Consider the following 25584-nt stretch of genomic DNA (forward strand, 5'->3'; position numbering starts at 1 on the left):
TGCGGGCAAGGGCAAACCATCGGCGTGAAGATTGTATTCATCATGGAGGAGAGATTTTAGTCAAAAATAGTGTCGCGGGGGTTAGCAGAAATGGATTTGAAAAAAATGAACTCGTTAACGAAATACCCGAGTATTTTAACTTATCATCAATTAGGTGAAAGAGGCCGGCTAACCGAAGAACTATCCGAGTTAAAAGGTTTTTCTGAATCAGCCGATATATATATTTATGAGAAAATCGACGGCGAGAATGCACGAATCGTTCTATTCAAAAATGATGACAATGAGATTGATTATTTGATAGGATCGAGAGAAGAGTTACTATTTGCTAAAGGGGACCGGATCGGTAATCCTTACGGCAATATAGCGGAGTTTCTAAAGCCTATTGCGGATAGAATTGCGGATCGTCTTATCCCGGAAGCGGATTGGGCATTGACTGTGATTTATCAGGAATCTTATGGCGGTAAGACCAAAGCGGCGAAGAATTACACGGAATCCAAGACGCAGGGCTACAAAGTGTTTGATGTTTTTTCTTTAGATCAAGACGAATGGAATAGACTCCTCGAGCTGCCGCAAGAAAAGATTGCAGAATGGCGTGATCATGGCAATCAACCTTTCTACGACGAGCATAAGAAGAGAAGCTTTGTTGACAGGATGGACTTGGAATACGCTCCGCTTCTAGCGAAGGGGAGCGGCTCTGAATTTCCTGTTACCCTGGAAGGTACATTTGCCTTTCTGAGCAAATTTGAGAGCACACAAGCTGGTCTCGATTCAACCGGAAAGTCAGAAGGCATAATCGTTCGAACATTCGACCGCAAACCAATTAGAAAAATCCGCTTTGAGGATTACGAAAGAACCTTTAGAAGATGAAACAATCCTTCTTTTGCGAGGTGAATACCATGAGATCCGAAGATCAGATTAAACGTATGATTCTTCAATTCGAACAGCTGATACAGAGACTAGATCCCGTACATAACAAAGATGAAATAAATGAAACCAAAGCAAAGATTGAGGTTTTGGAATGGGTAATTGATGCACCTGCCGGTAAATACCATATCTAAAAGCGCATACAACTTGCTTGACAAAGGTGGTCTATACACATGATAAAATGTCCGGATTGTTCAAAACCAACGGAACTTCAAATGCGTCATTGTTCACATTGCGGAAAAATCCTTGCGTATACGGTTGCCGAGAAATTTGATATCCTTGCCGAATCTGTTGAACAGGCGTTGAAAAAAGAATTGGAAGGAAGAAGAAGGGAAAATAGGAACCCATAAAATAGATTGGATGAGGAAATGAACAAACGACGAGCGTAGACATGAAATACAGGTCGGAAAGGAGTTCACGTAAATTGAAGAAATTCGAATACACAACGCTTGTGAGACGTCCGGACCAATACGGCGTTAAGTATTTTATAGATGAAGCGCATTTACCGTCCTATAATGATATATCGCTTATACGAACGCTCAATATACTGGGAGATCAAGGCTGGGAACTGACAACCAAAGAAAACGAAAATACTTATATTCTTAAACGTCAACGGAAGGGATGATGCGTGATTCAATCATATCTACTTTGTCGTAGGAGAAGAACCTTATGGATAAGATAAAAGCGATTTTGAAAAATCATTATGATATAGAAATGACTAACGTTTTACCGCAGCAGGGCGGCTGGTCGGCTCTCGCATACAAAGTGTTTACCGACAAGGAAAGCTACTTCTTGAAGGTTTACGAAAAGAGCAGAGCGTCCACGCCAAGATGGACGGCTCTTATCGATGATTATGTTCCCATCATGGTTTGGCTCATGCATAATAGCGGCTTGAAAGGTAAAATTCCTGTCCCTTTATCGGCAAAGAATGGTGATTATAAGTGTGAAGATGACGATGGCATTTATTTGCTTTATGCCTATATAAATGGGGAAACAATTGGAGATAAAGCCTTAAACGGGAAGCAAATTAGCCAACTTTCGGAAATCATAGCCGAGCTTCATTCGTTTGGAGAAGAAACGCCGATTGCAACGGATTCTGTTAAGGAAGATTTTTGCGTTCCGTTTTTGCAACCGCTTAGGAGCACATTGGATAAGGAATATGACCATCTACCAAATGATGTAAGAGAAGTGGTCGATCATCACATAGAACGAATTAATAGTCTGGTTGATACTGTTGAAGAGCTGTCGATACGCTTGAAAGACAGTAACGTAAGAATGGCCCTGTGCCATACGGACATTCACCATTGGAATCTGATGCAATCCGAAAATCAACTGATTTTGATTGACTGGGAAGGGCTGAAATGGGCACCCGTTGAAGCTGATCAGATGTTTTTGGTCGATAAGCCATACTTTACTGAGTATCTTAGCATCTATCAAAATGTCCATAAAGATTATGCCATAAATCCTGACGCCCTGCAGTTTTATCAAATCAGACGGAAATTGGAGGATATATGGGAATTTATCGAGCAGCTTCTATTTGACAAACAAGATGCACGACAAAGAACTGCCACCTTAAATAGTTTAGCGGAAGAACTAAATCTCCCTGGATAGAAAATCACAAGCAATCCAGCCTGTAAAAATTGCGCCCCCCGTCTGACTGTAATTCCGGGCTGTGAGATCACCATTGTGCGCTCTAAGAATACGTTGCGCAATCGTGAGACCAAGTCCGGTACCACCGTAATCCGGATTCCTCGAATCCTCGCCCCTGTAGAAAGGTTCAAAAATATGCGGCAACTCATCTTCGGAAATTCCCGGACCCGAATCTTCAATTGTGAAGAGGACTCGTTCTTCCTCTACATGCAAGCGAATGGTAATGACGCCGTTCCTCTGTGTATAACGAAGGGCGTTATCGATCAAATTTCCGATCGCACGCCTTAGCATATGAGCGTCACCATGGAGATTGCTTTCTTCCGCCGATGCATCGTACACCAAGTCGATATCCTTTTCCTTGGCTGTCGGCAAATATTCGGTGACCATATCTGTGAAAAGAGCACGTATATCCAGCGGCTCTTGCCGCAACGTTTGATCCAAGGATGTCAATTGGTTGTAAGAAAAAAGATCCGATACAAGACGCTCCAGCTGTTCAGCCTTCTTGCTGCAAATAGCGGCATATCTTAAAGCCTTTTCCGGATGACTGGACAGACCGCGCTCCAATCTCGTTAAGAACCCTCGCAAAGTAAATAAGGGCGTTCTTAAGTCATGTGCAATCGAGCTGATAAAGAAGCGCCGTTCTTCTTCCATTTCGGACTGGCGAATCAGAGATTCCCGAAGTCCGTTGCCCATTGCATGGAAGGCTGCACGTACATCGGCGACTTCCAGAACGGTAGATTCGGGAAGATGAAAATTCAGATCGCCGCCGGCGATTCGTCTGGCTGCAGTACTCATCGCTTCCAACGGCTTCACGACAACGCGGCCCATCTGCCACCCGATAAAGAGAATGGCACATAATCCTGCTGCAATGGCGAACGCTGTCGCCAACCCGCTCGTTTGCTTAGGAACGTAGAAGAGTGCTTTTCCCTGCAATCGGCCTTGCTCCATGACGCTTAGTTCTCGAGACGCGGCTGCTTCCGATCCAGAAGGAACGGAACGATAGATTTCATGATCGGAAGAATCGAGTAAGACGATTCCCAAATTCGAGTTGGCGATCACTTTTCCTAGTGCTGCCTGCCAGCTCGGATCACGCCAACGAGCGAAATCCGCTGCGCTTACCTCGTTCATCAAGGCGTTTAAGGACGACTGCTGCTGTAAATGCTCGGTGTTCTCCAATACATAGCGATCGAACAGACCTGGAATTTCATAAAACAACCGCGGGAGAATGAGCATGATGAGCATACCGATCAACATCCATTGCCGTATGCGGAGCGGCTTCATCTTCGCACCCCTTCGAACCGATAACCAACGCCCCAAACATTGGTAATGAGTGTCGGCTTTCTGGGATCCGCTTCAATTTTCTCGCGAATTCTTCCAACATGAACGGTAACTGAATGCTTGTCTCCAATCCCCTCCCAGAAACGCTGCAGCAGCTGTTCATACGTGAATACTTGACGCGGATACTCTGCGAATAGGCAGAGGATATCGAACTCTTTGGGCGTCATAGGTATCGGAAGGCCGTCTATTCTTGCTTCATGTGCCGTTATATCAAGGACGAGCCGGCCGAAATCAAGCTCAAGCTTGAGCCTCTTTTCATGTTTGCCGTAGCGGCGGAGTACGGCTTTAATACGGGCGACGACTTCCTCGGGGGTGGCGGATTTCACGATATAATCGTCACCGCCTAAGCTGAGGCCTCGAATTTTGTCCACATCTTCGCCCCGTGCGCTGAGGAAAAGGATAGGGGTATCTTGAGTTTTCCGAATTTGCCTGCAAAGCTCCAATCCGCTCTGGCCGGGCATCATCACATCCATCAGGATGCAGTCGACCCGAATACGGTCCAATGCTTCAATTGCTTGGGAGGCGTTATACGCTTCCGCCACGCTAAACTGTTCGTCCTCGAGAAAATCCTTCATTAATTCCACGATTTCTTTATCATCGTCAACGATCAATACCGTACGTTTACTATTCATGTCCTTTCCTCCAAATACGCAGTAAAAATGAGTTGGCATAATTGTAGCATATCCGTCATCGTTCGTGGTCTGCATGACTGGAATGTAACCGCTCGTTGATTGTTTTGTGATTGTTTCATGCAGTGCCTTGTGATATTCGGAGTTTATTGTATGACATGTCGATATGCGAAATCGCGGAAGGGAGGGATGAACCCGTGCAAATCGGGGGCTTTATTTTCAAAATATTGGCTTGGATTTTTTTGGCTTGTATTGTGGCGCAAGTGTTTATCGCCGGGATGGCAACTTTTTCGGATGCTGCAAGTTGGTCGGTGCACAAATCGTTTGTTAAGATGTTCGCCTTGGTTCCCCTGATCATGTTCCTGCTTACTTTTATTGTCGGCATAAAGGGACTCAAACGCTGGATCAGTCTTGGATTATTTGTGCTCGTCGTGTTTCAGTTTCTGACGATTCAAGTATTCTCATCGGCGAATGTGATCGCAGCGCTTCACCCGGTAATCGCCTTGCTGCTCTTCTGGGGCTCGGTCGGAACGGTAAAGAAAACAGCATAAAGGAATTCGAGAAACCATGTTACCGGGAGGGGAAACGATGAACATGCAGATAGACGGACAATTGGTACTTGTAACGGGAGGAAGCGGAGGGATCGGTAGCGCGATCGCCAAACGACTCGCATCCAGAGGTGCAGCGGTTGCTGTCCATTATTTGCGGAATAAGGAGGCGGCAGACGAGACGGTTCGTGTCATTCGCGAGACAGGGGCGAAGGCTACGGCTTTTCATGCTGATCTTACGGAGATCGATCAGATTAATTCCTTGGTGACTCAGGTTCAAACGGCATTCGGGGCTTCCATAGACATTCTGGTTAATAATGCCGGCCAGATGAGCCATCGGGCATCGATAATTGAAATGACGGAGGATTATTACAACGAGATGCTCAATGTCAACTTCAAGTCATGCGTGTTCTTATCCAAGGCAGTACTTCCTGCGATGCTGGAAAAGGGAAGAGGCAATATCGTGAATATTGCATCGTTATCAGCCCATAACGGCGGAGGTCCGGGCGTCGCGCTGTATGCGGCGGCTAAAGGCGCATTGCTCTCCTTTACGAAAAATATCGCAAAGGAGTACGCCGGTAAAGGAATTCGCGTAAACGCCATTTCTCCAGGCGTGATTGCCAATACCTCGAACGATCGGTTCAAAACCGAGGAAATCCGCAAGTCCATTATCGCCGGCATTCCGCTAGGACGGGAGGGGATGCCGGAGGATGTGGCGGACGGCGTACTGTTCCTAACTTCCGACCTTTCCTCTTTTGTGACCGGAGAGACGATCGAAATCAACGGCGGCATGTTCATGCGATAAACCGTTCAAAACGAATGGAAGAGAACCGTAAAAAAAGGAGAATCGTAAATCGATGGAACCGACATTAAATCCTCAATGGGTCAAAATGATTCAAACGCAGCATCCTGAGAAGCTGCTGAGCTTTGCGCGTCATCTCGACGATAAATTGATAGCGGCCATTTATGGCATAGATTTGGAAACTTACCTGATCGTCAAAGATCAGTTGGTTCGGCAGGCGAAAGAAGCCGCGGAACAGCTGCTGGAATCCCCGGATTTTGCCGATCGGGTCGACCGCTTGCCGTTCAAAGCGGGTGAAACCGTTATCGGAGTAGGGGAAAGCACGACAGATGATCTGCTATCGTGGTTTGAAATTCTCAGGCACCTGCTTGAGCGGAAAAGACCGCAGGACGGGATACGTCTGATCAATGAAGGAATATCAGGCAATACTTCATCTCAAGTGCTTGGCCGGATAAGTGGCATTGTCGCCAAACAACCGGATTGGATCCTTTGCATGATTGGGGGCAACGATATGATGCGGGTCGGTCCCGAGTCTGCCAAAACGCAAGTCAGCTTGGAAGAAACCGCCAAAAACATTCATGAGATCCGGCGGATTGCCGCGGCTCGCACCAAATCTCAATGGGTATGGATGACACCGCCTACTTTCGACGAAGAGCGAATTATTGCGTTTCCATACTTTCAAATGGGGCAATTAAGCTGGCGAAACGAAGACATAATCGCAGTTGGCGATATCATCCGCAGCCAGCCTAACCCGGTCGTAGACACGCAAGCGGGCTTCGGTCTGCCGGCGTCGGCGAAATTCATTGGGATGGATGGGCTCCACCCGACGATTGAAGGACACAAGGCTATCGTTACCTGGCTTGTCGAAGAACTTACCGGGGGAAAAACGGGATGAAAGTCGTCGTATTTGGCGCAACGGGCGGCACCGGTCGTCAAGTTGTCGCTCAGGCACTTGAGTACGGCCACGAAGTCACGGCAATTGTTCGCAATCCCGAGGCGATTGACATTCGCCATGAACGGTTGGAGGTGATTCGCGGAGACGTCCTGGATCCCTCTTCATTCAGCAAATCGATAGCCGGCAAAGACGCGGTATTGTCTGCGCTAGGTGTTTCGCACCGCAAACCCACTACCGTTTATTCCGAAGGAACCGGTTATATCATGAAGGCGATGCAAGCCGAGGGTGTGCGCCGCTTGGTTTGCCTATCCTCGGCGGGGCTGAAAATCCCCGATGATACACCATTGATGCAGTGGTTTGTCATCCACTTTGTGATTCAGCCCCTTTACAAACATGCCTACGAAGATATGGCAAGGATGGAGGAGAAGGTTCGGAAATCAGGGCTGGACTGGACAGTCGTTCGTCCTCCCCGGTTGACGAACGGAGCGAAGACGGGAACGTACCGGACGGCTCTTAACAAGCATCTGCCTAAGGCACAAGGGATTTCGCGCGCGGACCTGGCCGACTACATGATGAAATCGGTTCCGGATTCAACGTCATTTCAAGCCGTCGTTGAAATATCAAAATAGTTGAGCTGAGCATGAACCGTGTATGAATTAGACCGAACAGAAGGAGGAGCAGCAAGATGTCGAACAATGCCACAGAAGCGATCTCCATGGGGGCGATCGTATCGGATTTGAAAGGATGACGGGGGAGCGCAAAATCCGGACAGGGTGGAAGGTTATCGTTGTGCTTACATTAGGTGCCGCCGGATTTGCCGTAGCTCCATATGTATTATTTGATCCCGGGCAAAGCCGAGTATCGCTTAACGCTTCTTTTAACCTTCATTACCCGCTGCTGCTCGTTCATATTTTTGCATCGCTTTTTGCTCTGCTTGTCGGGTGGTTGCAATTTCTTCCCGGCTTGCGGACCGGCCGACCGTACGTCCACCGGATGGTCGGACGATTCTATCTGGGTTTCGTAGCCATCGGCAGCGCAACCGGATTGGTTGTGGGGATGTATACGTCAAGTTATAACCGACAAATGGCCTTTTTGATCTTAGTGGCGTTATGGGGTATTACCGGATGGAAAGGATATTGGACGGCCCGACAAAAAAGGTTTGAAGCCCATGGCGTGTGGATGACCCGCAACTATGCCGTGACGCTTGTCGCTGCAAGTGCGCGCATCGTTACTCCGATATGCATATTGATCTATCTCGCAGGACATCGGGACATGCCGTTCCAAGGAGTCGAGCCTATTCTGAAACAAGTGCTCGAGGTCAATATCTGGGTTGGTTTGGTCGTCAATGTCGTCATTGCGGAGTGGATGATAGGCAATCGTTATAGGAAACCTCTTAAGAAGCCGGAGCACGACTTGTGAACGGTGAAGAAGCCGCTGATTTGCGGCTTTTTTGTATTTTAAACGATAGAAGTTGGAAGCGGGTGGACAGATTATTTTATACGCAAGAGCGACTTTTGATCAAATGACCGGATTGACAGATGGTGAAGGGAAGGCTAATATAAACTTTGGATTTAGTAAATTAGTAAATCAGTAATTCAGTAAAATATAAATGGAGAGTGTAAAAAATGAAAATACCAACAACTCTAAAACATAAGCCTGTTGTCGTATCGGAAAATTATGAGCAGGTTGACGGCCGGTACGCCCGAAACACGGATGCCAAAGGTCTATCCCTGGGATTGGCCCAGTGGAATGATAGGGGGAAGGTCGATATCTCGGCGAAAGTATGGAGATACACAGGGGAAAAATGGTCAAGACAGTCGGAGGAGCTACCTATGCACCGTGTACTGGACCTTGCCATTTTGATTTGCAGAAGCAATTTATATTTTCAGGAAGCTTATCGGTTCCCTAAAATGTATGACCCTGATAACACGATGATTGACCGCATCGGACTGCAAGGGGATGCTATGAGCGTATCCGTTTGTGCTGAAAATCCCATGATTGATCAGGATATTAAGCTGTTCGCTCAGGCGCTTAGCGATGATGGCGAAATGATCGGAGAACGACTTCGTGTATTATCCCGGCTGTTAAAAGAAATGGGATATTAACATGTTGGAAAGGGTGAAAGGGTATGAACAACCCTGAAGTATATGTTTTGTCCCCTGCAAGGCAACTGACCGATCTAGAAAAAGATCTTGTTTGGAAAAAGCCGTTATCGCATAAGGTCAGCGTTGAAGAAAGGCGTATTTGTAAAGAAGTAAAGCGCAACTGGAATCGCGGGGAAATGAAAATCGCCAATATTTTGTTGGAGGGCGATGCAGGTTCTGGTAAAACGCAGCTTGCCAAAGCATTGTCGGCGGATTTTGGGCTGCCCTATACGAAAGTGACCTGTTTTGCCGATATGGATAAATCGGATATTATCGGCGCTATTTTGCCGGTTATTTCAAAGGAACGATTAGAGAAGCTGGAGCATTCGGAGCAGAACGTTCTGAAGGCTATATATGAAAGCGATGGTTTTCAAAGCATAACCGAAATATGGATGAACGAGCTGGGGGATACCCGGGAACAGGCTGCATTAAAGATGAAGCAATTACTGAAGCGGCTTGAGCAAAACACCGAGGACGAGGTGGTCGAGTACCGATTTTATCCTTCCGAGATCGTCAGAGCTTATCAAAAAGGCTATCTTCTGGAAATTCAAGAACCAACCGTCATTCGTGATGCAGCGGTGTTAATGGCACTCAATTCCGCCTTAGAGCTGGATGGCAGCATTAATCTTCCCACAGAAATATTACGCAGACACCCGGACTTCATAGCAGTCATCACAACGAACCGCGGTTACGGAGGGACAAGACCGTTAAACGAAGCACTGCGCGACAGGGTTCAGCATACGGAAAAGATGGATTTGCCAACCAAAGAAATCATGATTGAGCGTGCAATGGCCAAAACCGGATATAAGGATGAACAGGTGTTGGATGTACTAGCGGATATCATAATTGTTTTGGACAGAACAGCCCGGCTCAATGCGATTAAAGGCGTCGCCGGCATGCGCTCCTTTTTCTACTGGGCGGATGCGATTGCCGAAGGCGCTTCAGCCAAAGAATCCCTTTATCATAAAGTCATTTACAAAATAACGACCGATTCCGAAGAAATCAACCTGTTGGAAGAAGCGCTGAAAAGCCGCGGTTTGTTAGCGGGTTTAGATGAAGTTGAGATGGAAAGTAAAAAAAAACAATATTTGATGAAATAGAGATTCGAACATGGGGAACCGCCGACGATCCTGATTTTGACCACGACAAGAAGGAAGAGGAACAAGGAATCGCATTGAAAAAATCTGCGGATAGTGACGAAAGCACATCCGAGGTTTCCGATGATTCAACCGATATGGAAAGCTCCGATCAGGGAGAGGATGGTACACCCATCTATCACCAGGCAAATCCTGAAACCATGTCGGAAGATGCGAAACAAAAAGACCGGGAGTTCCGAAAAAAGCTGAATCGCGACGCAAGGGAAGTTGTGTCCGATTCGATTCATAAAAGGGTTAAGCTTATCGTTCACCGTCCGGAATACGTTCCGGACAATGAGCAGGAATATGTCAGCCTGAGTAATGAGGTTATGCCCGCCGTGCTAGAAATTGCCAGAAAAACGCTTCCTCTATTGAAACATGAGATTTCTTCCGAATTCGCAAGGAATCATTATTATGGCAGTAAATTTCAAGCGGACAGTGTGGCTTATCGGGATTTCAGGTATTTTGCCAAGAAACGTCCCCCAACGGAATCCCCTTCGCTTGTAGTTGGTCTAAGGGTTGATGAATCGGCATCCATGGCTGCTTTTGGGAGACTGGAAGCCGCAAAGCGCGCGGTATTGGCGGTATACGAGTTTTGTCAACGATGTCAAATTCCCATACTCATCTACGGGGATACGGCGGATGTTTCCAGATTGGAGCAAATGTCGATTTACGCCTATGCCGATTGCGCTAAAACGGATCCCAACGATCGATTCAGGCTGATGGGAATTCGAGCCAGAAGCAATAATCGTGACGGGATGGCTCTTCGAATAATTGCAGAACGGTTAGCGAATACAAAGCAACAAACTAAGCTGTTGATTAGCATAAGTGACGGACAGCCGAAAGCCATGGACGATTATACCGGGAGCTATGCAGCCCGAGATATGCAGCAGACCATAGCCGAATATGAGCGAAAAGGAATTACATTTCTGGCAGCCGCGATCGGCCAGGACAAAGATGTGATTAATCGAATCTACGGGAATGAGAGATTTTTGGATATTGCCAATCTCAAAGAGTTCCCTGCAAAGTTGGTTCGGATCATCGCGCGGTATTTGTGATTGCGGCAGTCATTTACACGGCCGAAAGGAGAGAAAAGCATGGACAAGAACAAACGCAAGGAGCTCTTAGAGGAATACAAGCAGATTAAGACCTATATGGGGGCAATCCAAATAACAAATAAGGCCAACGGGAAAATTTTCGTGGATACGTATCCCAATCTGAAAAACAAATGGATCATGATACAGTCTCAACTGGACATGGGCAGGTTTGCAAATCTTCAGTTGCAAAAGGAGTGGAAGGAATTCGGAGCCGAATCCTTCACCTATGAGGTGCTGGAGGAAAAGGAAGCGGACGGCATTACCGACATGCGCTGGGAGCTTAAGCAATTGGAAAAGCGGTGGCTGGAGAAATTGCAGCCATTCGGAGACAGAGGATATCATAAGCCGCTTGTGAAGTGATTTTAGAACACGGCGGTATAAGCCCGATTTGGCTCCGATACGCATACATCCCTTCGATCGGTTATCGTGGGGGGAAAAGCATGCCATATATAGGGATTTGGGGCCAGGCATAATGGTATACTTACTTGGAGGCGTAACTGCATGAATTGTTCAAATTGTGAAAGTGCGATTCAGGCTTCATGGAACTTTTGCTCAAATTGCGGTTTAAAAGTAAACGCTATTATTCTGCATGACTTAACACAAGTAAATGATCGAGCGTTATTTCTTCAAGAGTTTGAAAGTGCGATTCAGAAAGAAAAAAGTGTAATCGTATTACAGGCTTTATGGTTGGGAGACTACTATCGGATTTCTGACGTTACCTATACCGATAATCATTCGACTACCAGGGATAACGGGAGTAAGACGACAACATACTTCAATTCGTTTGAAGAGTATAAGTCTCGATATGTTTTGGAATTTTTCCCAGTAGGGGAAATCAGTTATCCTCAAACTTTCAAATTGTTCTTAGGTAGAAGGATGTTTAGAATTGATCGACTTTCCTTGAATCGAGATCAACGACTGAAGGCGTTTTTTGAGAAATGGGATTGTCTTGAGAGTAAGGATATTCAAGATTGGTACTTAATGAATAATACGGAATATAGAAATGAATACCTTGAGGTTACAAAACAATCATTTGAGGATACCTGTGAAATCATTCTAACAAACTTGGATAGCAGTCAAACGAAAGAGCTTATACTAGATCATATCCAGTCATGGGAAGGAAGCGTACTCGAACAACTTTCTCCGAAGACGGAACCTTATACCAGAGGAAGAGGATATAAAGAAGCAAACTGGCTTGAAGATGATTATGACATAGGGTATGCCGATTACATGCGATCAGTTGAGGATGAAAAGTTAGATGAGGATTTAAAGAATGGGGAAAGCGAGAAGCGGTCGTACGATGATGCAATGAATCATAGGCTGCGAGGACACTTTGGAGGATAGTTCATTTGAAGTTCATCAAAACAGGCCGTAACGTGGTGCACGGAAAAGCGTTACGGCTTGTTCGTTGCGTTACGGAAATCTTCGACGCCGAATGAGGTCGTTAACCTTGAAAATGGTAGTTGCGAAGTGATAAGGTTTCGAACGGTTTCCTGCCCGATTCTGAATTTAAAGAATCGTTCTATGCAGTTCGTTTTGGGTGAACCGATGCGCGGAGACCAACCGGCCTTTCTCGTTTTTCCCCCATCCGGAGACAAGTACATGGGCGCTGTTTACGATGAAAACCACTTCAAACTGAAGCAGTTGTCCGACGTTAAAAATCCCTAAATTGGATTCACCGGGCTTTACGGGGAGCGATCTTACTCTAATTATTCGCTTCTTGCCGTTTAACGCGAACAGCACGACCTTGACAGTTGCGGTCTTGCTCCCATTGTTGACAGCCTTTGCAAAAAATGTTCGCGATTCTCCCGGCAGAGTGAGAGCGAAAATCGCATTTTCAACCGGGCCTGTGGAATACTTGTAACGAATCCCCATACTCTATAAACCTCCTTGCATTTGATAGAATATCGTATGCTAGGGAATGGCATATCGTTCGGGAAAAGCTAATGACGAAGAAGGACTGTGTCGAGCCTGATACCGGTTTCCGCTATTGACAAATAACCGGATGGATAGAGTACCATTGGCTTTATCCACTAAAAAAACCAACCGAATAGAGGTGGTGCCCCATGACAACGAATCCACAACCCAATAGATTAGCCAAGGAAAAGTCGCCATATTTGCTGCAGCATCAATATAACCCTGTTGACTGGTATCCCTGGAGTGAAGAAGCGTTCGATAAAGCTAAACGAGAAAACAAGCCGATCTTCCTATCTATCGGTTATAGCACTTGCCATTGGTGACATGTCTACATAAGTACGTAAAAAAACCGCTCTGATAAGCGGTTTACGAAATGTAGTGAACATTAATTTTTACATTATCACCATTACGATTGTACGATATTTTCTCAATAACGTCCCTGGCTAAGTGGTTCTTTATCTCGCTGCCAACGCCGTTATCGTTCCAAATGCTGAGAAGGCTTTTTACTTTGTGAAGGCTTTCCTCTCGTGTGCGGTTTTCTCTTATGTGAAGTGCAGCTTTTAGTTGCTCAATTTCCTCTTGCAGTCGTGAAATATCCTGTTCAATCCGGTTCTTCCTCGATTCATACTCATCTTTCGAAATATCTCCGTCAATGTATAGGTCTTTTGCTCTTTGGATGCCAGATTGCTTTTTTACTAAGTCATGCTCGGTCATGTCAAGCTTTTCAGATAGCTTCGACTGCTCTCGATTTGTCGACGGATTGTCAGATATCAATTTTTGCTCATAATCCTTAAGGTCATGATAAACGACATCAAGCAAAATTGAGATTTCAATACCACTATTTGTACATTTAACGCCGTAAGGACTAGCTTTCCTGCAAGGCTTAACATAGGAGGCTCCGTTTTCCGTATTTCTAGAGTAGAGCCCGATTACATAACCGCAAATGCCACACTTCACAATTCCTGAGAGAAGATGCTTGCCTTTGCGAGCTGCCGTAGGTATTATCCTACGACTTGCAAAAATTTCAAGTAATCTATTATGCTCATCAATTGTTTTTACCGCTTCATGGCAATTTTCAACTATTACCCATTCTTCCCGAGGTAGTTTCCGAAGAGGCTTTGTTTTTTTGTTCTTGTGGCCGGACCCCTCTGTTTTATTCGATATAATCCTTCCAAGATGCGTCTCGTCAATTATTAGCCTCCTAACCTGGTTCTCATGCCAAACGCTGCCCCTTGCAGATTTTACTTCTTTGTTGTTTAAGTACCACGCTACCCGTTCGTTTGAATACCCTTCTTCGATAATCAAGCGCTTCATTTCTTGGTATATTTCATTATTGACGGGATCGACAATTAAGCCTTTTCTAGAGGGATCGTATAAATAAGGAAAGGGTGCCGTCCCGTTTGTCCAGTTCCCTAACCTTGCACCAATTTTTTTCCCTCGCGATAGTCTTCTTTTAATAGCCTTATACTCTTGTCGAGCCAATAGTCCTTTAACGTCAACAAGGAGATCATCTGAATCATCCGAAAGGTTATAAGCTTTATCGGGAGTTATGACGAGTGTTTCACTTTCTCTGAAAATGCGTTTAATAACTGCTTGATCTTCAAGATCACCGCGACCTAATCGATCGTAATCCACAACCAGTACGGCATCAAACATGTCTGCCTGCACATCTTTTAAGAGTTGAGAAAATTTTGGTCTGAACTCGATTGTCTCAGAACTGGCAATCTCTAGATATTCAATAAACCTCCATCCTCCATTTTTACAAAGACCAGTCAAAAGCATTCTATGTTTATCAAGATCAGATTCAAGCTCGCCTCTCGATTTTCTAAGGTATAACGCAACATCTCTGATGTCATAAGTTCTCTCCATGACAAAACACCTCTTTGATATGTAATGGAGAAATCATACCAAATAATCTCAATAATTCCAATCAAAAATAATATTAAAATAATAAGAAATTCGTATAAGTTTTCTTGTTTTTTTTCAATTATATTTATATCATCGGGAACCGAACGAAAGAAACCGTCTGAGCGTAATCGCTCAATGCCAAGCCTGCCGCTTATATGCCGCAGGCTATTTTATTTGTCTGCGGTTCAACTCTCTCGTTGGTTCCCGGTACTTAAGAATGGAGGCGCGGCGTATGGAAGATGATCTAGCACCGGCAAGAGGAATCATGTGGGGAGCAATTTTCAGCATCATCTTGTGGTCCATCATAGCCGCGAGTATCTATTTGCTTCTTTAGCTCAATAACACCTACCTTTCGATACACTCCACACCTCCCTATAACTGCAGCGCATTCATGACATCCTTATTCCCGGGGCAAAGGGAAATAAGTAGCTGCCCTCCTTTCTCACGTCGACCGTAGGCGTTAAGGTGTGGATCACGGGCGCAAGTCGGCCGCGTTAACAAGAGCCGATGAAAAAACAAAGAAAAGGGTTTAAGCAATGGAATGCCGAATGTGATATTAACCAACTCGCAAAGGAGACTATCACATGGGACTAATGAGGGGAAGAATAACAGTCGAGGAAGCGAAGGAACTTATTGATCCAGCGGCAAGAGAAAGACTTCTAAATCAATGGGAAGAGCCGGTTGTTGGTGATCCATTTATTATCTTCGGACAAGACGAGATTCACTATTATATCAAGGACAACGAAATAGATGAGATTGAATATAGGATCTATTACACAGAAGACTGTGTGCAAAAGAGCGTTGCACATGATGATTGCATTCCGCTTCTAGATGTAGCGCAGATGATCGATGTCTTATCTTGTGATCAGCATTTACAGATACAGAGCTATGGAGGTGGATGGCTTATAATCTCAGATGGATTGCACCTTGAAGAGACAAAAGACTTATGCGGTACGTTATGGAAGATGACGAAAATGTTATTGAATAGTTGATTACCAAAAGCACCCAATGTGGTGCTTTTTCTTTTGTCCAAAAACAATGAAACGGATGTGATCAGATGTTAAAAAATTTATGGGGCAAGATCAGTGGTAAGAAGGTCGTGCCAGATAGCGATATAGCAGATAAGTTTTATTCGGTAGAGAAGCCAAAGAGTAACAGAGCAACACGCCGGCGCCAATGGCGGGAGTCTTGGAAAACATGGCTCTAAAAAAGTTCTGCAGAAGGCAAGGCTGCCAAACCCTAACGGAAGAGAAGTATTGCGAAGAACACCGAACGGTTCAATACGAATACGATAAGCACCGACCTACAGCAGCTCAGAGAGGTTACAACAGCAAGTGGAGGAAAGCAAGGGAGACATACCTGAAGCGTAATCCATTGTGCAAACAATGCTTTGAAGCTGGAAAGCTTACGTCGGCAACGGTAGTCGATCATATCAAGCCTCATAAAGGGGACTGGCAATTGTTTTGGGATTCCGAGAACAACTGGCAGTCGTTATGTAAGCCACACCATGACGCCAAGACAGTGAAAGAAGATGGAGGGTTTGGTAGATGAGCAGCGTGTGGGGTGAGTTTTTTGGTTGTTCGGATACACAGAAGATCAAACGACATGCATTTGACCTAAAGAGGAAACTCGAGTCCGCTGGGTGGTTCAAGAGATTTTCGATTCGCAGCCAATTGATGCGAACCCTAGACGAGATTGATTATCAAGAAGGGCGTATGCAGTTTGCAAACCGTCCGTACTCGTTCCGTACAGTAAGTAAGAGAGAATGCAATAAAGACTACATGACTTGCCGATGCGGGTGCTGGGCTACTGTGAGGGATGTCGTATTCAAACTTTGAAGGAGATGATTGCCGATGAAGACAGGATTAAACATTACGCTATTCGTATCAAAGGAAGAGTTGGTAAACGCTAAGGCAGGCGGAAGTACTCTGATCGGGTCCAAGGTAAAGACGAAGGAAGCTGAATACCAGATCACCGCAGCACTAGATGCATGCGACATATTGGATACAGAGGTTCGCGTTAACCTCTCACTCGTTCGTAATAACGCAGAAGAAGCAGGACGTCTTATAGGGGAAGCGATGGCGTCCGAACTGGATAAAGTATTCAGCAAGCTAACATAAGAACAGGGGGCGGCATATATGAAAGGGGCATTCATTGTTTATAAGTGCAGACGATGCGGCAAGCATCATATGCCTATACATGTGCCTGATGGATTGATGGCTGGTGTTAGTTTGATATCCGGTTTTCCACTGCCCAAAGAATGGGAAGGCGGACGAATTCTTATGATCGCTTTACACTCATGCAAAGATGGAAACACAGGGATATCTGATGTAGTCGGAATAGAGTATGACAACGTACCGGATGAACAGAAAGGAAAATGCGAGAGTAATTGCTGCGGAACGTGCGAAACAGCCGACGTTTCTGATATACCCCCCCACCTCACTTTAATTGACTAAAGCGGGGCCGAGACCGCATTGGGGGTTATTTCCCGCAAAAACTCCCTTTATGAATTTTTAGGAGGTGAAGGTCATGGGTAGAAGAGCCCAGCCTATTGATTTACTAGCGGCCGGCGGCAAAAAACACTTGACCAAAGCCGAAATTCATGAGCGAAAACAATCAGAAATAAAGCTCGGAAAAAGCGAATTGGACAAGTTAAAGCCACCGTTATTCGTCAAAAACGATACGGTGGCTTTTGGTTATTGGAAGCAGCATATCAAGGAATACAAAAGCGCTGCCGATCAAGGCATTGATCTGATGACGACTTCCGATGTAGGTATGCTCGCTATTTACTGCAAAACCTACGCTGAATATGAGAGGTTACTAAATGCTTACCAACGCATTGACAGCATCGCAAAGAATAGCGGTCCGGTGGAACAGTATATGGATGATAGTGAGGTTTTCGACGAGCAAGTCAAGCGGCAGCTCATGAACCTTGTATCCATAGACGGAATCCTCCGTATCGAATCGGCGATTAACAAGAAAATGGATATGTTGCTTAAGATGCAGGACCGACTCTTCCTCAATCCATTGGCAAAAGTCAAAAACGTGCCGAAGCCAAAGAAGGACGACAAACCTGTGAGCAAGTTCGCCAAGTTCGGCGGTGGTGCTCATGGCGGATAATTACCCGCTCAACGTCCTTGCTGAAGATGATCGTGTAACCCGATATGCACTCGACGTCGTAAATGGCCGACTCCCGCGCCGTGTGGGAAAATCGGAGCGGCAAGCATGCGAGCGACATCTTCGGGACTTGGGGCGACAAGGAAATTCTGATTTCCCGTATGTATGGGACCCGGGTAAGGCGCAAGAGATAATCGATTTTGCCGAATCGTTGACGATCGCGGAGGGCGAGGAGCCTCAGCCGCTCAGATTATGGGGCTTTCAGGACTTCATTTTCGGATCGTGGCATGGATGGCGCACGATTAACGGATACCGCCGTTTTCGCACTTCTTACATTCAGGTTGCTAGACAGAACGGGAAATCACTTGGTAATGCAGTACCTGCAATGTACTACGGGAATTTCGATGGCTACCAGTACCCTCAAATCTATGCGACAGCTACAAAACAAGCACAAGCTTGGATTGTAGCAAAAGAGTGTGTCAAATTCATTAATGCAGATCCGGAACTTGGTGGAAGCGAGTACGAAGAAGGACTTTTTTCGATCAAAGAGTACAATAACAGGATACTTTGCAATCTGACACATGGCGAAATTGTTGCTCTTGGACGAGATACGAAGTCGATCGACGGTTTTCGACCATATTTCGGTAGCGTTGACGAGTATCACCTACATCAAACAAATCAGATGTACAAGCTCCTGACAGACGGGACGAAGAAACTTAAGCAGTGCTTGATCTCTGTCATTACGACTGCTGGATTCGAGCTTAACAGCCCGTGCTACGAACTGTATGAATACTGTAAGTTGATCCTTGAAGGTGTCCATAGCGACGAAACACAATTCGTCTTCATTTGCGAGCTCGACAAAGATGATGACATTTGGGATGAGGAAAACTGGCCGAAGGCAAATCCGCTATGGACGCCAGAAACACTCGACAGTTTACGTGCTGACGCAATCAAGGCTAGGCGCATGCAGGGCGAGGAACTTCGTAATTTCCTAACCAAGTCGCTCAACCAATGGGTACAATTCGCGGACAATCAGTACATGAACTTGGAACACTGGAAAGCCTGCGAAAGCGAAACCATACTGGAGGATATGCGCGGCCGCGAATGTTATCTCGGTCTTGATCTTTCCAGCGGTGGTGACCTTACAACAGGAGCATTAGACTTTCCTCTCGATATAGATTTTCAGAGGAAATACTATATCCATTCTCATAGCTTCATACCGAAAAAACGCGTTGCAGAACATATAAAGAGCGATAAAGCGCCGTATGATATGTGGATTCGTGAGAAGCTGCTAACGGTGACGGAAACGCTCGGAGGCGTGAAGACAGATTATAAATATATCATCGCATATTATCGTGACGTAATAAAAAAATACGATCTGAAGCTGAAAGGCATCGGTTATGACCCTCATAACGCGGATGCTTTTTTGCATGACCTGGACGAATTTGCCTCAGAGTTTGGATGTGATTGCGTAGAAATCGTTCAAAGTTGCAAGAGCCTCAATGATGCGACTGTGGATTTCCGTCTCGAGGCAGAGGCCGGAAATGTGATCTACGATAAACGCAACAAACTGCTGACTTGGAGCATGGCCCATGCAAAGACGGTAAGCAATAGCTTCGGAGAAATCAAAGTCGAAAAGGACGCACAGACAAAGCGTATCGACCCGGTAGATGCCGTGATTGATAGCCATAAACTGGCTATGACAATGCAAAAACCATCGTCTGGTGAAGTTGAAATATGGACTTTCTAAGAAAAGGGGGTGAAAAACCTGGGGATTATTAGTGCCATTCGATCATTGGTTGTAAGAGCGAAAGCTAAAGTTGATTATGGTGCGTTCGCCAAGTGGTTCGAACCTCACAACATTTTTTCGCGAATGACGAACAACACGCTTGCTACGGACGAAACTATCTTTTCAGCAATTAACCGTCTTTCAAATGCTATGGCAAGCCTACCGCTTAAGATTTACCGAGATTACAAGCCGGTAAATGATCGGCTTTCCGACATGATGGCAAACAGTCCTAATCAAAATATGACAAGTTTCAACTTTATCCGGACAATGGAGGCGTATCGTAATACTTATGGCAACGCATATGCGTTGAAAGAATACGACTCGCGATATCGGGTAATCGCGCTCCATTTACTGGACTCGACAAAGGTGAGGCCCGTTCTTGAACAAGACTCAAAAGAGCTGTTCTACGAAATACAAGGCGATGATGGCCGGTATTACGTGCATAACTTGGATATGGTCCATGTCCAGTATATGCACACTTCTGGATATGAAGGAATATCGCCCTTGAAGGTGTTGAAAAACACAATCGAGTACGATAGACAAGTGAAACAGTTCAGTCTTACACAAATGGAAAGCGGCATAAAGGCATCGTTTGTATTGAAACTGAATCAAACACTTGATCCCGATAAGAGAAAGGCAATGCTCGAAATGTTCAGCAGCTTCTATTCCAAGAATGGCAGCGGCGTCATAGTGCTGGATTCGAATCAGGATCTGAAAGAGGTTCGTCAGGACGTTATCGACATGAAAGTGTTTGAAGTAGAGCGCATTACACGCTCGCGTGTTGCGACGGTGTTCAATATTCCGCCTCATATGCTAGGCGACTTCACTGAAACGAACTACTCTAGTATGGAACAACAGGCTTTAGAGTTTGTTCAGAACACTTTACTGCCGATCGTCCGAATGTATGAACAGGAATTCAATCGAAAATTGCTTTCTCCAGAAGAGCGCCAGCGTGGACTTTATTTCAAGTTCAACCTTGGGGCTCTTTTGCGTGGCGACACCCAAACCCGCGGCGATTTCTATTTCAAAATGATTCGCTCGGGAGGATTTAAGCCAAACGAAGTACGGGCGTGGGAAGAGCTACCGCCAGAACCCGGCGGGGACAAGCTCTATGTGAGCGGTGATCTTTATCCAATTGACATGCCTGTCGACCAACGAAAGGGGGTGAAAATCGATTGAAAGAGAAGTTTTGGAAGTTCAAAGCGGCAGCCGATGGAAAGAAGAACGAAGGCTCACTGTTTATTTACGGTGAAATCGTCTCCTACCAGTGGGATGATTCCGACACAACGGCGCAAAGTTTCAAGAAGGACCTGGACGCGCTTGGGGATATCGGAACGCTTCATGTTTATGTCAATTCCCCGGGCGGTTCCGTCTTTGAGGGAGTAGCGATCCACAACATTCTAAAACGTCATAAAGCCAAGATCAATATTTATGTTGATGGGTTGGCTGCGAGCATCGCGAGCGTTATTGCCATGGCTGGTGATACCATTCACATGCCCGAAAATTCCATGATGATGGTCCATAATCCATGGACAATGGCATGGGGGAACGCGACTGACTTTCGTAAAGCTGCTGATGATCTTGACAGGATCGGCGCCAGTATGAGCGAGAGTTACCTTTCAAAGGCTGGCGATAAAATGGAGCCGGACACGCTCAAGAATCTACTGGATAACGAGACATGGCTTTCAGCTAAAGAGTGTTTCGATTACGGGTTCTGCGACGTTGTCGGGGAAGCGAATCAGGCAGCCGCATGCGTTAGCGAGGAACTATTCGCGAAATACCGTAATGTTCCCGAAAAAGTGGCACAAATATCGCAGAGGTCGCCTGAAACTAAGGCGGATGAGTTGAAGCTGCGCGAGGAAATGATCAAAGAGGCACGGCAAAATGCCGAAGCCGTTAAAACATATCTAGGGGGAATTACACTATGAAAAACCTGTATCAATTGAAAATGAGCTTGAAAACTGTTGGCGATCAACTGGCAAGCGTTGAGACTGATATTATTGCAAAAGCCGGCGATCCATCCGTACCAATCGAAGACGTACAGCAGCTCAAGGCTAAAAAGACGGACCTGCAAGAGCGTTTTGCTGTTCTTAAGGAGCAACACGACCAATTGGAAGCTGAGCAAAGGGCGTCGTTGGAGAACAATAGGAGCAAACTTGACGGCGTTGATGACCCAAAAGCAAAGATGACGTCTGCGAAAGCCGAACTTTATCGTGCTACGGTTAGAAACCGGCAAGTAGGGGAGGACGTAAAAGCAATCCTCGGCGATAAAAACACCTCCGGCGGTGAGAAAATTCTCCCGAGCACGATGACGAATGAACTTCTTCATGAGCCGTTCGTCAAAAATCCGTTGCGTAATGTGTCCACTTTTACAAGTGTGACAAACTTGGAAATCCCAAAAATCACATTCACGCTTGATGACGATGATTTCATTGCTGATACAGCTACTGCGAAAGAGCTTAAAGCAGAAGGCGATGTCGTTTCCTTCGGAAGAAACAAATTCAAGGTGTATGTTCCAATTTCGGAAACGATTCTTGCAGCTACGGATACGAATCTCGTTCAGACGGTTGACCTTGGTCTCGAAAGCGGCCTTGCTGCGAAGGAGAAGAAAGTTGCTTTTGCAACAACGCCGAAAGTCGGTGAAGAAAGTATGTCGTTTTATGGTGTAAGCATTTCCGAAGTTCCAGGAGCGACGATGTATAAGGCAATTAAGGCTGCTATTGCGGATCTGCATGAGGATTATCGCGAAAATGCGAAGGTAATGATGCGTTATGCGGACTATACGGACATGATCGAGGTCCTTGCAAACGGCAATGCAACATTGTACGATGCGCCACCGGAACGCGTTTTGGGAAAACCCGTCGAATTTTGCGACTCCGCTGTAAAGCCAGTTGTCGGCGACTTCCGTTACTCGCATTTTAACTACGACCCCCTGATGATCTATGACCGCGATAAGGATGTCAAAACCGGTGTTGAATTGTTCGTGTTAACGGCTTGGCTTGATCACAAAATCAAGTTGAAATCCGCATTCCGTATTGCAAAAGTCGTCCCGACTCCTTAATCGGGGCGGCTTTTACTCTAATTTGAGGTGATCTGATGAAAAAATACACGGTAACGAGTGAATTTATCGAAACTCAGCATGACGGACGGTACTATCCAGAAGGCTCCGAGTACGAGTCCGTTGATAAGGAACGCGTAAAGTATTTGCAGGAACGTGGGTTTCTCGGTGTAGAAGTGCCGGCCACGAAAAAGGAGGATGGCAAAGTTGCTGACGACTCTAAGCAGAGCAAAGCCGTTCCTCCAGTTGCAGCAGAGTGATTCGAGCCAAGATAATGAACTGCGAATGGCTATTTTGGCGGCTTCACAGGCGATAGAAAACGAATGTAGGCGATCATTTAAACTGCAAAATTACGTGCAAACGTTGAGCGGTGATGGATCGCCTTACATCTCGCTCCGAAACTCTCCGGTCGTCAGTATTGTTGAGATCATCGAATCTGATGGGGGTTCCATCGTAGATTATCGAAACCTCGGGGATGGACTTGTATTGCGGGCTGCTCGCTGGCCGTATGGTCAGCACAATATCACGGTGACGTACGAAGGCGGTTATATTCTCCCTGTCGACGAGACGGGAGAAAGGCCACATACGTTACCGGAGCCGCTAGAATTGGCCTGTATCATGCTTGCACAGATGATTTTTGAAGGGAATTACGGCAAAGAGTCTGAACGCACGGCAGATTACGCCGTAACGTTTCAAAAAGCTTTACCCGGGCGGGAAAGCAATCTCCCGCCTGCGGTGGCTGCTCTTGTTAGCCCTTACGTTTGGAGTGGTGTGTAGTGTCCGTCATGCCGAAACGCCACGCGGTTACGATCGTTCCCAGCGTCGACCCGGGCGCCGATCCTTGGGATACTCCGGTTAGCGGTTCGTCATATCCCCTTCGTTGCCGCGTGAGAGAAGGCAGTAAGGTTGTGAGGAATAGCCAAGGTGCCGAGGTTGTCTCAACAGCACAGGTGTTTTTTACGGGACTAGTCAATATCCGGTTATTTGACGTGATCGAATTTCGCGACGAGCTCGGTAATGTTCGGGAATTTCGTCCGATATCAATCGAGATTATTCGGAAACCAGGCGGGCAGGTCGTCGACACATTGGTGAACTGCTGATGGAGATTGACCTGAGAGAGTTTTTCAAATCGATTGACCTAACGGATAAGCGAATCCTAGCTGCGGCTGAACGTGGCATGCAGAAGGTTACGGACGATCTGCTGCAGGAGTCCCGAAAGCTCGCTCCGGAAGAAGATGGCGACTTGCGGAACGAAGCGCATACTGAAGTCGAGGCAAAGGATGGGCGTGTAACCGGCGCCGTCGTCTATGCCACGAAGCCGAAACGCACAAAAGCGTATACGGCAAACTTTAGCTTGGCGTTGTATTTGCATGAGCATCGACCGTTTAAGGACCCGACAACACCGGGAACGAAACCGAAGTTTCTGGAGCAGCCAATGAAACGGAAAGCAGAGCGTTATCTGAAGATGATTGCCGACGAAATCGCGAAGGAGTTGTAGTGTGTTCACCGTATCGGAACTGAAGCAATACTTCGTCACGAACATGCCGTACACGTACTATGCCAACGAGTTCCCGACACAATCGACGACAGACGCCGCTTTTGTTCGGCTGACAGGCGGGTTTCCGCCGAGCCAGTGGACGCCGAAAAAGCGACCATCGTTCCAGGTGCTGATGCGCGGATCGGAAACAGGCGGTCCGGCGTTGGAAGCGAAAGCGAATTCCATTTTCGGCCATCTCCATAACCGGGCAGAGTTTGTGATCGGTACGACGCGCATCGTACATTGTAGCTCGGATCAATCGTCGCCGCTCTATCTCGGCCGAGACGAAAACAACCGTCCGCTTTACTCCTTAAATTTTACATGCGTGGTGATGGAATGAAACAGGGCAAAGTCAAAATCCGCGTGACGTATGAGCACGTGTTAAACTTCGGCACAGCCGAAAAGCCAATCAATAAAACTGCTGGTGATGTTGTCGAGTGCGAGAAGGACATAGCAGATCGGCTCGTACAAGGCGGTTTTGCTGCATACACGAAGGAGGATGAAACGAATGGCAAGTGATACGACAAAAATCAAGCTAGGCCCCTGCAAGGTAACATTTGACGTGGGCGGATCCTCTCCCGTTGTTTTTGAAACGACTAAGGGCGGGGTAACGCTGACATATGAAGAAACGTCCCGGGATGTAACCGTCGATCAATTCGGCACGACTCCTGTGAAACGAATCATCACTGGCCGTAAGGCGACAGTAGAAGTGCCGTTTGCTGAGTATGATCTCGAAAAGCTGGCCAAAGTTATCCCGGGATCTACGTTGACGACAAACGGAACAACACCGGCGAAGAAACGTTTGGATGTTGATGCTTCGAAAGTCATTGATTTGTTGGACTTCGCGAAGGAACTAAAAATCGAACCTCTCGCTACAAATGCAACAGCTAATGATGCAGTTACTCTATACAAAGCGGCTCCACAAGTGAAGCTGAATTACAAGTACGATTACGATAATGAGCTCATTACAGGCGTCACGTTTGAAGGGTTTCCGGATTCGGCGACAGGATTTTTAATTGCATTTGGTGACAAAACGGCGTAGTACGAGGCGGGGCATCTGCTCCGCCTATTCTCATTTTACGGAGGCGAAAATGA

General features: G+C 46.2%; 32 protein-coding genes and 1 pseudogene. 29 read left to right on the forward strand and 4 right to left on the reverse strand.

All coding sequences use genetic code 11. The annotated features are described in order from the left end of the window. The first annotated feature begins 90 nt into the window (after window positions 1-90). From ACKGJP_RS16625 to ACKGJP_RS16635, 3 genes are all read left to right on the forward strand, one after another. On the forward strand, window positions 91-867 hold the full coding sequence (locus tag ACKGJP_RS16625; protein ID WP_409346731.1) for an RNA ligase family protein: 777 nt from the start codon (window positions 91-93) through the stop codon (window positions 865-867). Window positions 868-1097: 230 nt separating this feature from the next. Then, complete coding sequence (locus ACKGJP_RS16630) at window positions 1098-1274, forward strand: hypothetical protein (protein WP_409346732.1); 177 nt, start codon at window positions 1098-1100, stop codon at window positions 1272-1274. A 319-nt stretch (window positions 1275-1593) separates the two neighbouring features. Continuing rightward, on the forward strand, window positions 1594-2535 hold the full coding sequence (locus ACKGJP_RS16635) for a phosphotransferase (protein ID WP_409346733.1): 942 nt from the start codon (window positions 1594-1596) through the stop codon (window positions 2533-2535). On the opposite strand, the gene ACKGJP_RS16640 is transcribed toward ACKGJP_RS16635, so the two are convergent. Both ACKGJP_RS16640 and ACKGJP_RS16645 read right to left on the reverse strand, forming a co-directional pair. After that, complete coding sequence (locus ACKGJP_RS16640; RefSeq protein ID WP_409346734.1) at window positions 2518-3855, reverse strand: ATP-binding protein; 1338 nt, start codon at window positions 3853-3855, stop codon at window positions 2518-2520. The genes ACKGJP_RS16635 and ACKGJP_RS16640 overlap by 18 nt on opposite strands. Continuing rightward, on the reverse strand, window positions 3852-4544 hold the full coding sequence (locus ACKGJP_RS16645) for a response regulator transcription factor (RefSeq protein ID WP_409346735.1): 693 nt from the start codon (window positions 4542-4544) through the stop codon (window positions 3852-3854). The genes ACKGJP_RS16640 and ACKGJP_RS16645 overlap by 4 nt, the downstream gene beginning before the upstream one ends. Window positions 4545-4738: 194 nt before the next feature. Here ACKGJP_RS16645 and ACKGJP_RS16650 point away from each other — a divergent pair, with 194 nt between their 5' ends. The 10 genes from ACKGJP_RS16650 (at window position 4739) to ACKGJP_RS16695 (ending at window position 12507) form a co-directional block, all read left to right on the forward strand. Then, window positions 4739-5092 carry a DUF6220 domain-containing protein gene (locus ACKGJP_RS16650; protein WP_409346736.1) on the forward strand — a complete coding sequence of 118 codons (354 nt, stop codon included), beginning with the start codon at window positions 4739-4741 and terminating at the stop codon, window positions 5090-5092. A 37-nt stretch (window positions 5093-5129) separates the two neighbouring features. Next, window positions 5130-5894 (forward strand): SDR family NAD(P)-dependent oxidoreductase, encoded by a 765-nt coding sequence (locus tag ACKGJP_RS16655; protein WP_409346737.1) that lies wholly within the window; start codon window positions 5130-5132, stop codon window positions 5892-5894. A 52-nt stretch (window positions 5895-5946) separates the two neighbouring features. Further along, a complete protein-coding gene (locus tag ACKGJP_RS16660) occupies window positions 5947-6786 on the forward strand; it encodes an SGNH/GDSL hydrolase family protein (RefSeq protein ID WP_409346738.1) in 840 nt (279 codons plus the stop codon). Then, complete coding sequence (locus tag ACKGJP_RS16665) at window positions 6783-7415, forward strand: NAD(P)-dependent oxidoreductase (RefSeq protein WP_409346739.1); 633 nt, start codon at window positions 6783-6785, stop codon at window positions 7413-7415. The genes ACKGJP_RS16660 and ACKGJP_RS16665 overlap by 4 nt, the downstream gene beginning before the upstream one ends. A gap of 160 nt (window positions 7416-7575) precedes the next feature. Next, window positions 7576-8205, forward strand: a complete 630-nt coding sequence (locus ACKGJP_RS16670; RefSeq protein ID WP_409346740.1) for a DUF2306 domain-containing protein — start codon at window positions 7576-7578, stop codon at window positions 8203-8205. Window positions 8206-8411: 206 nt separating this feature from the next. Beyond that, the gene (locus tag ACKGJP_RS16675) at window positions 8412-8891 is read left to right on the forward strand and encodes a DUF6530 family protein (RefSeq protein ID WP_409346741.1); all 480 of its coding nucleotides are present in this window, start codon (window positions 8412-8414) and stop codon (window positions 8889-8891) included. Window positions 8892-8914: 23 nt separating this feature from the next. After that, window positions 8915-10030: an AAA family ATPase gene (locus ACKGJP_RS16680; RefSeq protein WP_409346742.1), complete on the forward strand. Its 1116-nt coding sequence runs from the start codon at window positions 8915-8917 to the stop codon at window positions 10028-10030. A 74-nt stretch (window positions 10031-10104) separates the two neighbouring features. Next, window positions 10105-11124 carry a vWA domain-containing protein gene (locus ACKGJP_RS16685; RefSeq protein ID WP_409346743.1) on the forward strand — a complete coding sequence of 340 codons (1020 nt, stop codon included), beginning with the start codon at window positions 10105-10107 and terminating at the stop codon, window positions 11122-11124. A 39-nt stretch (window positions 11125-11163) separates the two neighbouring features. After that, entirely contained in the window at window positions 11164-11523 is a 360-nt protein-coding gene (locus tag ACKGJP_RS16690; RefSeq protein ID WP_409346744.1) for a GIY-YIG nuclease family protein, read from the forward strand. Between the two features lie 141 nt (window positions 11524-11664). Further along, on the forward strand, window positions 11665-12507 hold the full coding sequence (locus ACKGJP_RS16695; protein ID WP_409346745.1) for a hypothetical protein: 843 nt from the start codon (window positions 11665-11667) through the stop codon (window positions 12505-12507). A gap of 165 nt (window positions 12508-12672) precedes the next feature. Here the strand turns inward: ACKGJP_RS16695 and ACKGJP_RS16700 are convergent, their stop codons facing one another. After that, on the reverse strand, window positions 12673-13038 hold the full coding sequence (locus ACKGJP_RS16700; protein WP_409346746.1) for a hypothetical protein: 366 nt from the start codon (window positions 13036-13038) through the stop codon (window positions 12673-12675). Between the two features lie 191 nt (window positions 13039-13229). Between ACKGJP_RS16700 and ACKGJP_RS16705 the strand changes: the two are divergent. Then, window positions 13230-13400: pseudogene (locus ACKGJP_RS16705) on the forward strand (DUF255 domain-containing protein); the annotation flags it as partial. A 46-nt stretch (window positions 13401-13446) separates the two neighbouring features. Here the strand turns inward: ACKGJP_RS16705 and ACKGJP_RS16710 are convergent. After that, complete coding sequence (locus ACKGJP_RS16710; protein WP_409346747.1) at window positions 13447-14949, reverse strand: recombinase family protein; 1503 nt, start codon at window positions 14947-14949, stop codon at window positions 13447-13449. Between the two features lie 623 nt (window positions 14950-15572). Here ACKGJP_RS16710 and ACKGJP_RS16715 point away from each other — a divergent pair. The 15 genes from ACKGJP_RS16715 to ACKGJP_RS16785 all read left to right on the forward strand — a co-directional run bounded on the left by ACKGJP_RS16715 (window position 15573) and on the right by ACKGJP_RS16785 (window position 25531). Further along, complete coding sequence (locus ACKGJP_RS16715) at window positions 15573-15980, forward strand: hypothetical protein (protein WP_409346748.1); 408 nt, start codon at window positions 15573-15575, stop codon at window positions 15978-15980. A gap of 205 nt (window positions 15981-16185) precedes the next feature. Continuing rightward, entirely contained in the window at window positions 16186-16539 is a 354-nt protein-coding gene (locus tag ACKGJP_RS16720) for an HNH endonuclease (protein ID WP_409346749.1), read from the forward strand. Window positions 16540-16841: 302 nt separating this feature from the next. Continuing rightward, window positions 16842-17108, forward strand: coding sequence for a hypothetical protein (locus ACKGJP_RS16725; protein WP_409346750.1), 267 nt, complete (start codon window positions 16842-16844; stop codon window positions 17106-17108). 409 nt (window positions 17109-17517) lie between these two features. Then, window positions 17518-18108 (forward strand): terminase, encoded by a 591-nt coding sequence (locus ACKGJP_RS16730; RefSeq protein ID WP_409346751.1) that lies wholly within the window; start codon window positions 17518-17520, stop codon window positions 18106-18108. Then, window positions 18098-19855 (forward strand): terminase large subunit, encoded by a 1758-nt coding sequence (locus ACKGJP_RS16735; RefSeq protein ID WP_409346752.1) that lies wholly within the window; start codon window positions 18098-18100, stop codon window positions 19853-19855. Before ACKGJP_RS16730 ends, ACKGJP_RS16735 begins: the two co-directional genes overlap by 11 nt. 9 nt (window positions 19856-19864) lie before the next feature. Next, window positions 19865-21073, forward strand: coding sequence for a phage portal protein (locus ACKGJP_RS16740; protein ID WP_409346753.1), 1209 nt, complete (start codon window positions 19865-19867; stop codon window positions 21071-21073). Beyond that, window positions 21070-21822: a head maturation protease, ClpP-related gene (locus ACKGJP_RS16745; protein ID WP_409346754.1), complete on the forward strand. Its 753-nt coding sequence runs from the start codon at window positions 21070-21072 to the stop codon at window positions 21820-21822. The genes ACKGJP_RS16740 and ACKGJP_RS16745 overlap by 4 nt, the downstream gene beginning before the upstream one ends. After that, window positions 21819-22955 (forward strand): phage major capsid protein, encoded by a 1137-nt coding sequence (locus ACKGJP_RS16750; RefSeq protein WP_409346755.1) that lies wholly within the window; start codon window positions 21819-21821, stop codon window positions 22953-22955. Before ACKGJP_RS16745 ends, ACKGJP_RS16750 begins: the two co-directional genes overlap by 4 nt. 35 nt (window positions 22956-22990) lie before the next feature. Continuing rightward, window positions 22991-23212 carry a hypothetical protein gene (locus tag ACKGJP_RS16755; protein ID WP_409346756.1) on the forward strand — a complete coding sequence of 74 codons (222 nt, stop codon included), beginning with the start codon at window positions 22991-22993 and terminating at the stop codon, window positions 23210-23212. Beyond that, the gene (locus tag ACKGJP_RS16760; RefSeq protein ID WP_409346757.1) at window positions 23160-23729 is read left to right on the forward strand and encodes a phage gp6-like head-tail connector protein; all 570 of its coding nucleotides are present in this window, start codon (window positions 23160-23162) and stop codon (window positions 23727-23729) included. The genes ACKGJP_RS16755 and ACKGJP_RS16760 overlap by 53 nt, the downstream gene beginning before the upstream one ends. Then, window positions 23729-24052, forward strand: a complete 324-nt coding sequence (locus ACKGJP_RS16765) for a hypothetical protein (protein ID WP_409346758.1) — start codon at window positions 23729-23731, stop codon at window positions 24050-24052. Before ACKGJP_RS16760 ends, ACKGJP_RS16765 begins: the two co-directional genes overlap by 1 nt. Next, the gene (locus tag ACKGJP_RS16770; RefSeq protein WP_409346759.1) at window positions 24052-24450 is read left to right on the forward strand and encodes a hypothetical protein; all 399 of its coding nucleotides are present in this window, start codon (window positions 24052-24054) and stop codon (window positions 24448-24450) included. The genes ACKGJP_RS16765 and ACKGJP_RS16770 overlap by 1 nt, the downstream gene beginning before the upstream one ends. Before the next feature lies 1 nt (window position 24451). After that, window positions 24452-24829 (forward strand): minor capsid protein, encoded by a 378-nt coding sequence (locus ACKGJP_RS16775; protein WP_409346760.1) that lies wholly within the window; start codon window positions 24452-24454, stop codon window positions 24827-24829. After that, window positions 24826-25008, forward strand: coding sequence for a hypothetical protein (locus ACKGJP_RS16780; RefSeq protein ID WP_409346761.1), 183 nt, complete (start codon window positions 24826-24828; stop codon window positions 25006-25008). The genes ACKGJP_RS16775 and ACKGJP_RS16780 overlap by 4 nt, the downstream gene beginning before the upstream one ends. Continuing rightward, on the forward strand, window positions 24998-25531 hold the full coding sequence (locus ACKGJP_RS16785) for a hypothetical protein (protein ID WP_409346762.1): 534 nt from the start codon (window positions 24998-25000) through the stop codon (window positions 25529-25531). Before ACKGJP_RS16780 ends, ACKGJP_RS16785 begins: the two co-directional genes overlap by 11 nt. Window positions 25532-25584: the final 53 nt, after the last annotated feature.

The sequence above is a fragment of the Paenibacillus litoralis genome, from assembly GCF_046244365.1.
In the GTDB taxonomy this organism is placed as follows: Bacteria; Bacillota; Bacilli; order Paenibacillales; family NBRC-103111; genus Paenibacillus_V.

Excerpts from the sequence above, each read along its gene's own strand:
- ACKGJP_RS16625 (WP_409346731.1), top strand. The coding sequence starts at position 91 with ATGGATTTGAAAAAAATGAACTCGTTAACGAAATACCCGAGTATTTTA.
- ACKGJP_RS16630 (WP_409346732.1), top strand. The coding sequence starts at position 1,098 with ATGATAAAATGTCCGGATTGTTCAAAACCAACGGAACTTCAAATGCGT.
- ACKGJP_RS16635 (WP_409346733.1), top strand. The coding sequence starts at position 1,594 with ATGGATAAGATAAAAGCGATTTTGAAAAATCATTATGATATAGAAATG.
- ACKGJP_RS16640 (WP_409346734.1), bottom strand. The coding sequence starts at position 3,855 with ATGAAGCCGCTCCGCATACGGCAATGGATGTTGATCGGTATGCTCATC.
- ACKGJP_RS16645 (WP_409346735.1), bottom strand. The coding sequence starts at position 4,544 with ATGAATAGTAAACGTACGGTATTGATCGTTGACGATGATAAAGAAATC.
- ACKGJP_RS16655 (WP_409346737.1), top strand. The coding sequence starts at position 5,130 with ATGAACATGCAGATAGACGGACAATTGGTACTTGTAACGGGAGGAAGC.
- ACKGJP_RS16660 (WP_409346738.1), top strand. The coding sequence starts at position 5,947 with ATGGAACCGACATTAAATCCTCAATGGGTCAAAATGATTCAAACGCAG.
- ACKGJP_RS16665 (WP_409346739.1), top strand. The coding sequence starts at position 6,783 with ATGAAAGTCGTCGTATTTGGCGCAACGGGCGGCACCGGTCGTCAAGTT.
- ACKGJP_RS16675 (WP_409346741.1), top strand. The coding sequence starts at position 8,412 with ATGAAAATACCAACAACTCTAAAACATAAGCCTGTTGTCGTATCGGAA.
- ACKGJP_RS16680 (WP_409346742.1), top strand. The coding sequence starts at position 8,915 with ATGAACAACCCTGAAGTATATGTTTTGTCCCCTGCAAGGCAACTGACC.
- ACKGJP_RS16690 (WP_409346744.1), top strand. The coding sequence starts at position 11,164 with ATGGACAAGAACAAACGCAAGGAGCTCTTAGAGGAATACAAGCAGATT.
- ACKGJP_RS16695 (WP_409346745.1), top strand. The coding sequence starts at position 11,665 with ATGAATTGTTCAAATTGTGAAAGTGCGATTCAGGCTTCATGGAACTTT.
- ACKGJP_RS16700 (WP_409346746.1), bottom strand. The coding sequence starts at position 13,038 with ATGGGGATTCGTTACAAGTATTCCACAGGCCCGGTTGAAAATGCGATT.
- ACKGJP_RS16710 (WP_409346747.1), bottom strand. The coding sequence starts at position 14,949 with ATGGAGAGAACTTATGACATCAGAGATGTTGCGTTATACCTTAGAAAA.
- ACKGJP_RS16715 (WP_409346748.1), top strand. The coding sequence starts at position 15,573 with ATGGGACTAATGAGGGGAAGAATAACAGTCGAGGAAGCGAAGGAACTT.
- ACKGJP_RS16720 (WP_409346749.1), top strand. The coding sequence starts at position 16,186 with ATGGCTCTAAAAAAGTTCTGCAGAAGGCAAGGCTGCCAAACCCTAACG.
- ACKGJP_RS16725 (WP_409346750.1), top strand. The coding sequence starts at position 16,842 with ATGAAGACAGGATTAAACATTACGCTATTCGTATCAAAGGAAGAGTTG.
- ACKGJP_RS16730 (WP_409346751.1), top strand. The coding sequence starts at position 17,518 with ATGGGTAGAAGAGCCCAGCCTATTGATTTACTAGCGGCCGGCGGCAAA.
- ACKGJP_RS16735 (WP_409346752.1), top strand. The coding sequence starts at position 18,098 with ATGGCGGATAATTACCCGCTCAACGTCCTTGCTGAAGATGATCGTGTA.
- ACKGJP_RS16750 (WP_409346755.1), top strand. The coding sequence starts at position 21,819 with ATGAAAAACCTGTATCAATTGAAAATGAGCTTGAAAACTGTTGGCGAT.
- ACKGJP_RS16755 (WP_409346756.1), top strand. The coding sequence starts at position 22,991 with ATGAAAAAATACACGGTAACGAGTGAATTTATCGAAACTCAGCATGAC.
- ACKGJP_RS16770 (WP_409346759.1), top strand. The coding sequence starts at position 24,052 with ATGGAGATTGACCTGAGAGAGTTTTTCAAATCGATTGACCTAACGGAT.
- ACKGJP_RS16780 (WP_409346761.1), top strand. The coding sequence starts at position 24,826 with ATGAAACAGGGCAAAGTCAAAATCCGCGTGACGTATGAGCACGTGTTA.
- ACKGJP_RS16785 (WP_409346762.1), top strand. The coding sequence starts at position 24,998 with ATGGCAAGTGATACGACAAAAATCAAGCTAGGCCCCTGCAAGGTAACA.